The organism is Streptomyces katrae, assembly GCF_000966975.1.
GTDB classification, from domain to species: Bacteria; Actinomycetota; Actinomycetes; order Streptomycetales; family Streptomycetaceae; genus Streptomyces; species Streptomyces katrae.
Genome location: NZ_JZWV01000034.1, coordinates 1 through 6,816, shown reverse-complemented (window position 1 = coordinate 6,816; position 6,816 = coordinate 1). Strand labels below are relative to the sequence as shown.

At 75.3% G+C, this 6,816-nt stretch carries 8 protein-coding genes; 1 reads left to right on the top strand and 7 read right to left on the bottom strand.

Going from position 1 to position 6,816, the window contains the following annotated elements; genetic code table 11:
• From VR44_RS02295 to VR44_RS02280, 4 genes are all read right to left on the bottom strand, one after another.
• On the bottom strand, positions 1-921 hold a 921-nt coding region (locus VR44_RS02295; protein ID WP_094191381.1), incomplete at its 3' end, for a histidine kinase dimerization/phospho-acceptor domain-containing protein.
• Positions 909-1,622 (bottom strand): hypothetical protein, encoded by a 714-nt coding sequence (locus VR44_RS02290; RefSeq protein WP_045945639.1) that lies wholly within the window; start codon positions 1,620-1,622, stop codon positions 909-911. The genes VR44_RS02295 and VR44_RS02290, both read right to left, overlap by 13 nt.
• A gap of 76 nt (positions 1,623-1,698) precedes the next feature.
• Positions 1,699-3,696 carry an FUSC family protein gene (locus VR44_RS02285; RefSeq protein ID WP_094191380.1) on the bottom strand — a complete coding sequence of 666 codons (1,998 nt, stop codon included), beginning with the start codon at positions 3,694-3,696 and terminating at the stop codon, positions 1,699-1,701.
• 73 nt (positions 3,697-3,769) lie between these two features.
• Entirely contained in the window at positions 3,770-4,597 is an 828-nt protein-coding gene (locus VR44_RS02280) for a hypothetical protein (protein WP_045945638.1), read from the bottom strand.
• Between the two features lie 126 nt (positions 4,598-4,723).
• On the opposite strand from VR44_RS02280, the gene VR44_RS02275 reads away from it, so the two are divergent.
• Entirely contained in the window at positions 4,724-5,131 is a 408-nt protein-coding gene (locus VR44_RS02275; protein ID WP_045945637.1) for a hypothetical protein, read from the top strand.
• An 83-nt stretch (positions 5,132-5,214) separates the two neighbouring features.
• Here VR44_RS02275 and VR44_RS02270 read toward each other — a convergent pair whose 3' ends face one another.
• The 3 genes from VR44_RS02270 to VR44_RS40890 form a co-directional block, all read right to left on the bottom strand.
• On the bottom strand, positions 5,215-5,409 hold the full coding sequence (locus VR44_RS02270; RefSeq protein ID WP_045945636.1) for a hypothetical protein: 195 nt from the start codon (positions 5,407-5,409) through the stop codon (positions 5,215-5,217).
• Between the two features lie 58 nt (positions 5,410-5,467).
• Positions 5,468-5,836 carry a hypothetical protein gene (locus VR44_RS02265; protein ID WP_045945635.1) on the bottom strand — a complete coding sequence of 123 codons (369 nt, stop codon included), beginning with the start codon at positions 5,834-5,836 and terminating at the stop codon, positions 5,468-5,470.
• Between the two features lie 133 nt (positions 5,837-5,969).
• Complete coding sequence (locus tag VR44_RS40890; protein WP_052713433.1) at positions 5,970-6,584, bottom strand: class F sortase; 615 nt, start codon at positions 6,582-6,584, stop codon at positions 5,970-5,972.
• Between the last annotated feature and the right edge of the window lie 232 nt (positions 6,585-6,816).

Sequence of the window (6,816 nt, the reverse complement as noted above, 5' to 3'; positions counted from 1 at the left end):
CGCGTCCCGGACCACCCGGACCTCGGCGGCGAGCCGGGACCCGGCGACGGCCCGCCGTACGGCCCGCCCCAGCTCCACCCGGGCCAGGTCGGCCCGCTCCACCCCCGAGTCCAGCCGGGAGATCTCCAGCAGGTCCTCGGTGAGCAGGTGCAGGGCCCGTAGCCGGTCCTCGATCATCTCCTTGGGCCGGCCCTCCGGCAGCAGCGCGGCGGCGGCCAGCGAACCCGTCAGCGGGGTGCGCAGCTCGTGCGCGACATCGGCCGTGAACCGCTTCTCCGCCTCCAGGCGTGCCTGGAGCGAGGCGGCCATCGAGTCCAGGGCCTGGGCGACGTCCCGTACCTCGTCGCGGTAGCGGTGGGGGTCGCGGGCGTCGCCGTCGGCGGGGAAGCCGACCCGGGCGTCCAGGTCGCCGGCGCTGATCCGGCGGGCGACGGCGGCCGTGGTCGTGAGGCTGCGGCTGATCCGGTTGGCGAGGAACACGCCGGCCAGGGCGACCACCCCGGCCGCGAGCGCGGAGGAGGCGAGGATCGCGGTGTCCAGGTCCTGGAGCCGGGCGCGGGTGGTGTCGTACGGGATCCAGACCGCGAGGGCCTGCCGGTCGGCGGGTGCGGCCCCCCACATGACGGGCTTGCCCTGGTAGGTGCCGACCATGCTGCCGGTCCGGCCGTGTGCGACGAGGTCGCGCAGGGGCCCCGGGAGGCCGGGCGGGTCGAGGGCGGCCTGCACGTCACCGTGCGCGGTGCCGTACTCGTAGTGGCTGAGGGCGTGCTCCAGCTCCCGTTCCACGTCCTTGCGGACCTCCCCGACGATCTGCCGGGCGACCACGTTGTGCACGGCGATGCCCAGGGAGGCGGCCACCGTGCAGCACACCAGGGTGGTGGTCAGGGCGATCTTCCAGCGCAGGCTGCTCAGCGCGCGCATCGCTGCCGGTCCGCGCTCAACGGGACGTCGCTCAGGGTGGGGCAGTCGTCGAGGGTGAGCTGCGACAGGCTCATGCTCTTGGTGTTGGGGTCCCAGACGTAGTCGGAGACGGAGATGTAGGCGGGGTTCGAGGTCGGTTCACGGACGGCCAGGTGCTCGGCGGCCACCTCCACGCCCTCCAGGACCCCGCGGCGGGAGAGGATGCGGGCGATCCTGCCGTCGTCCCGGACGGTGTAGACCCGTAGTTCGGAGACGCGGCCGTCGACGTCCAGGGCGGTGATCAGCTCCTCCCTGCCGTTGCCGGTCAGGTCGTGCAGGACCCCCGGCCGCACCGGGCAGTAGGGGCCGCCGTCCACAGCCTGTGTGCAGAGCGCGAGCCGCTGGACGGCCCTGGGGTCCACGAGCCGGCCGGTGCCGCCGTCCTCGGCGGTGGCGGAGGTGATGTCGGCCCGTACGACGGACAGGGCGTCCACCCCGCGCATGCTCAGGCCCGGCACCTTGGGCAGGCCCGGGACCACGGCGGCCGACCCGGGCTGCTGCCCGGGGCCCGGCGGGTCGGGGAAGTAGCCCTTCCACAGGGCCCTGGGGGCGTGGACCGTGCCCTGGTCGCCCTGGTTCTTGAGGCCCTCCACGTCGGCGCACCCGGTGGCTGCCGCCAGGAGGGCGACGACTGCCAGTGCCCGGGGGCGGCGGATGCGCATGTGTCGATGCTGCCCCGGCCGGCCCGGCGCGGCCCGGTCCGCGGGGCGTTCGGGGGACCGGGCGCCGCGCAGTGGGTCAGGGGCTCGGTTGGGAGATGGCTCGGGCGGCCGCGAGTTCCTGGTGGAGGGGGGCCAGGACGCCCGGCTCGGTGTCGCCCGGGGGGACCTCGACGCGGACCAGGGTTTCGCTGCTGCGGATGCCCTCGGCCAGTTCGCGGAGCTGCTCGGCGATGCGGGCCACCTCGGACGGGGGCGGGGCGGCGGCCCCGTGGTTGACGCGGACCCGGGCCGCCGTGGTGGCGTCCCCGATCCGTTCGACGGCCACCACCAGCGGCCACCAGGCGGCGGCGCGGCTGCCGGTCGGCGGGGGCTCGGTCAGGGCCCGCTGGAACTCGCTGCGGACGCCCGAGAGGTCGCGGTAGATCCGCCGCCGGGCCTGGAGCCGGGACTGGCGGGCCGCCCGCAGCTCGGCCTCGTCCGCGACGGGGGCGAAGGCGCGCTCCACGTAGCGGGCCGCGTCGTCGACGGCGTCGGCGAGCCGGTCGCCGACCCGGGTGTGCCAGCTCTCGGGCCACAGCAGGTAGCCGAAGACCAGGACGATGGCGCACCCGATCAGGCTGTCCAGCAGCCGGGGCCGGATGAGGTCGAAGCCCTGGTGGTTGAGGAGGTCGGACAGCAGCAGGATCACCGGGGTGATGGCCGCGGTCTGGAAGACGTACCCCTTCGCGGAGAACGCCGGGATCAACGCGGCGAGCACCATGATCACTGGTACGTCCCACCAGCCCCGCGGTACCTCCGCCAGCACGGCGGCGGCGAGGACCAGCCCGGCGGCCGTCCCCAGGGCGCGCAGCACCGCGCGGGAGAACACCGAGCCGAAGTCCGGCTTGAGGACGAAGGTGACCGTCAGCGCCACCCAGTACGAACGTTCCACCTCGACCAGGGAGACCAGCGACTGGGCCAGGCCGATGCACAGGGCGAGCCGGATCCCGTAGCGCCAGGAGGCCTCGGAGAGCATCATGTCGCGCACCACCCGCCCGGCCCGTACGCGCAGGGAGGCGGGCCGGCCCAGGCGGTCGTCGACGTTGTACGGGTCCGGCTCCGCGAGGTGCACGATCTCCGCCGCGTGCCGCAGGGCGGCGTCCACGGCCCGTTCGGACGGGCCCTGCGGGGCGGGCAGGTCGAGGGCCGGGGTTCCGGTGCGGCCCTCCTCGACGGCGTCGGCCAGGTCCCGTACCGCGGCCGGGACCTCCGGCGGCAGCGGGCGGCCGCGCAGATGGGCGGCGGGCGCGGCCTCGACCAGCGGGATCAGCACGTTCAGCTGGGCGAGCACCCGCACCAGGGACGGGCTGCGCCCGTGCAACCCGGCGCGGCGGCCCAGGACGAGGTCGTAGGCCTGGTTGAGGGCGTGGGTGACCTGCTGCCGGCGCTCGTCGTACACGGATGCCGGCCCGCCCGCGGCCTCCAGCGCGTCGGCGACGGCCCGGTAGACGGCCGCGACGGCGGCCCGTTCGGGCTGCCGGCCGCGCAGCGGCCAGCCCAGCAGGGTGAGCAACAGGACGAACAGGCCGCCCGCGCTGAGCAGCAGCGGGGCCGTCCACCAGGGCTCGGGCATCGGCAGGCCGGCCCCGACGACCGCGTTGAGCAGGAACACCAGCCCGCACGCGGAGGCGACCGTGCCGATCGAGGAGATCATCCCGGACAGCAGGGCGATCAGGGTGAGCACGGCCACCGCGACCCAGCCGCGGCCGTAGACGAGGGTGCCCAGGGCCACCCCGATCGCGCCGAGGAGCTGGGGGAGCGCGATGTTCAGGATCCGCATCCGGTAGGCGTCGGCGGTGTCGCCGATCACCCCGGACAGGGCGCCCATCGAGGCGAGCGCCCCGTACTCGGGCTCGTCCAGGGCGAAGCCGACGGCGAGCGGGACCGCCATCGCGATCCCGGCGCGGACGACCGCCGCCCAGTTGACGGGGGTGCTGCTCGGCCGCAGTCCCGCGAGCAGCCAGGTGGGGGGAGCCAGGGGATGGCCCCGGCCAGGCTCGGGCGGTATGTGCTCGGTGCGTCGTTCGGTGGTCATTCCGCTTCCGTGTCACCGGTTTCGCGAATCGGTTCTTCTGGGGCGTACTGCGGAGGATGGGTATGTTCCGAGCTTATGGGGTGCGGCGGAGCCGGCCCATCAGCCATGCGGTGAGAGCGGTGGCCAGTCCGACCGAGAGGACCACCCAGGCGGTGGTGCGCAGGAACGCGGTGAGGGCGTCGTACACCGCCCCGGCCGCCGCCCGGTCGATGTCGGCGGGGAGGTCGTCGAGGGTCAGACGGCGGCACACGGCGACCGCGATCCCCAGCAGGACGGCCCCGGCCGCGATCCCGAGACCGGTGGCCAGTACGGCGCGGCGGCGCCGCACGGCGACCGCCACGGACGCCACGGCGAGCAGCAGGGTCAGCACGGGAAGCCAGACCCCGGCGATCTGGAGCATGCGGAACCCCTTCCGGAGGGCGCCGAGGTTGTCGTACTCCATGACTTCCACGGACAGGTGGGTCTCGGGGATGCGGTCGGCGAACGGCACCCCGTCGGCCACCAGCTCCCCTTTGACCCGCGCGATCACCGGCGCGAGGTCGATGGTCACGGCGTCCCCGTGGCCGCTGGTCAGGGCCTCCAGGAACGCGGTGTGGGCGGCCCGGTTGGCCGCGTCCCAGGCCGTCCGGTAGGCGGGGGTCCCGGCGAAGGAGCGCAGGGCCTCCCCCAGCAGGGCGTCCACCCCGCCCTGGAAGGGGCCCGCGTCGATCTGCCCGGAGAGGGCGCGGCCGGCCTGGGCGACGACCACCCCCTGCACGGCGGGGTTCGTGGCGAGGGGGGACATGGCGGCGGTGTAGCCGTCGGCGTCACCCAGTTGGCGGTCGGCCCAGTAAGCGATCGCGCTCGCGGGCACGAGGAGGGCCACGAGCACGATCAGGGCCGCCGACAGGTAGGTGCGCACGTCACCAGGGAAGGCGGACACGGGCTCCGGCGCCACCCCCGTTGCTGCGTACCGCCCGGACGGGTGATCCACTTGCCGCTCCGGGACGGCGGGTGTGCTCTGGAGGCTGGAAGAGAGGAGCCCGCCATGGCACACGCGGCCCCCCGCACCATCCAGTGGCACCGTCCGATGACGTCGGCGGAGCACGACCTCCACAGGGGCGCCCTGATCCGCGCCCTGCTGCTCGGCCTCGTCTACGGGGTCTGGGCCGCCATGATGAAGCGCGACACCGGTCCGGTCACCGTCGGCAACGTCTTCTACGGGATCCTGTGCGGCGTGCTCTTCGCCGCCGTCATGTACGGCCTCGCGCGGTTCGGCCCGCTGCTCATGCGGGAGCTGCACGCCGCGGCGTACGGGGTGTTCGCCGGGGTCGCCGTCGGCTACCTGCACAGCCTCACCAACCAGTCCGTGCTCCGCTCCACCGTCGTCGGTCTGTTCACGGGCATCGGCGTCGGGGTGATGGCCTTCTACCGGTACTACACGCGGGAGGACTGAATCCCTGCGCACCACCGTGGCGCCGGTTCCCGCCCCCCGTCGCGGGGCACGGGAACCGGCGCTCCACGGCGTCGCCGGGCCGGTTACGCGGCCGGGTCGGCGGTGGGCCGCTGCGGCTCGCCGTCGGCCGCCGTGCCGGGGGCCTCGGGTGCGGTGTCGCGGTGGTTCTGAGGGGCCGGGGCCTGCGCTGCGGGCCGGCCCTCACGGGCCGCGGGGGAGAAGCGGACGGCCTCCGCGCGGATCATGGCGTTCAGGGCGGCGTACGGGTCGATGGGCATGACGGAACCTCACGGTGGTCCAGGGGTGTGTGGGGGGGAGTTCTGCCGCTCGGCCCCCTCAGCAGCGCAGGACCACACTCCGGACCGTGCGCGGGGACAGGGCTGCGCCGTCCGGCCCGCCCTGGGCCACACAGGTGGACTCGCCCGCGTGTTTCACGTGAAACGTCCCCGGCGGCAGCTCGCGCAGGGCAGGAGCCGCACGCACGACCGTCCGTACGTCCGCCCGGGCATCGGGGTCCGAGGCCGGACCGGACTGCCCCTGCCCCTGTCCCTCGGCGGGATCGGCCGGTGCGGAGGAGGCGGCACGGGGATCGGCGCCGGCGGTGGCGGATGCCGCCGGACCGGCGGCGAACAGGCACAGCAGGGCGACGCAGGCCACCGTCAGGGCCCGCGCCAGCACCGTCCGCGCGTACCGCGCACCGCTCATGGGGTTTCCCTGCCCCGCTGCCGCCGCCGGCTCCCCGGAGGTGCCCCAGAAGCCCCCGACCGGGGGACGGGAACACCCCCCTCGGCTGACGCGGCGCCCGTCGCCGGGTGCCGGCGCGGCCGGGGCCCGGTGGTCAGCCGGTGCGCAGGGGGCCGGTCAGGCGGGCGACGACCGAGGTCTCGCCGCTGACCAGCCGCAGCCGTGCGCGCCCGCCCCGGTCGGGGGCGGTCACCCCGTACGGGGAGACCCGCTCGACGGTGAACACGGCCGTACGGTGGTCCGCGCGCGGGATCTCGATGGTGCGGCCCCGGCGGAGGTCGGCGAGGGGGAGCCCGTTGCCGGTGACCACGGCGGTTCCGGCCGAGCCGGGGGCCGGGCCGGCGGCGTCCCAGCCGGCGGTGTCCTCACCGTCCGGAGCGCCCTCGGCCAGCGGGAGGTCCACCCCCAGGCTGGGGATCCTCAGCCGCAGCGGCCGGGAGGGGCGCAGCGGTCCGGCGGCCCCGGTCCGGCTCCTGCGGGCCGGGGCATGGCCGTGGGTGCCGGAGTGCTCCAGCTCGCGTACCAGGCGGCGGTGGCCGGACAGGCCGAGCGCGTGGGAGGGCAGGGCGTCCGCGATGCTCGAGGTTCCCGGGTCCTGACCGCCCGGTCCGTTCGCTCCGTCCGCGCCGTCCGCGCCGCGCAACAGGCCGATGCCGGTGCAGAGCAGAGTGACCGTCAGTGCGGTGACTGCCCATCGGGCGCGGGACATGGCATTCCTCCTGGGCCGGCTCGGGCGGCCGGTCCTGGGAGCGTGGCCCACCGGTGGGGGGTCGGCACGTCGGTGACGTCGGTGAGTTGACGGGGTGTCATCGGTGTGTCGGGGGGTGTGGGGGACGTCTTCGCAGTTGGGCGGTGGGGGCGGGGGTGGGGGGCGAAAGCGGGGGGCCGTGCGGCCGAACGGGTGAGGGTTTGCTCCCCGCCCCGCCCTTTCTCCGTTTCCT

What these genes read in the sequence shown, in the direction of transcription:
- VR44_RS02290 (WP_045945639.1), bottom strand. Translation starts at nt 1,622, where the DNA reads ATGCGCATCCGCCGCCCCCGGGCACTGGCAGTCGTCGCCCTCCTGGCG.
- VR44_RS02285 (WP_094191380.1), bottom strand. Translation starts at nt 3,696, where the DNA reads ATGACCACCGAACGACGCACCGAGCACATACCGCCCGAGCCTGGCCGG.
- VR44_RS02275 (WP_045945637.1), top strand. Translation starts at nt 4,724, where the DNA reads ATGGCACACGCGGCCCCCCGCACCATCCAGTGGCACCGTCCGATGACG.
- VR44_RS02270 (WP_045945636.1), bottom strand. Translation starts at nt 5,409, where the DNA reads ATGCCCATCGACCCGTACGCCGCCCTGAACGCCATGATCCGCGCGGAG.
- VR44_RS02265 (WP_045945635.1), bottom strand. Translation starts at nt 5,836, where the DNA reads ATGAGCGGTGCGCGGTACGCGCGGACGGTGCTGGCGCGGGCCCTGACG.
- VR44_RS40890 (WP_052713433.1), bottom strand. Translation starts at nt 6,584, where the DNA reads ATGTCCCGCGCCCGATGGGCAGTCACCGCACTGACGGTCACTCTGCTC.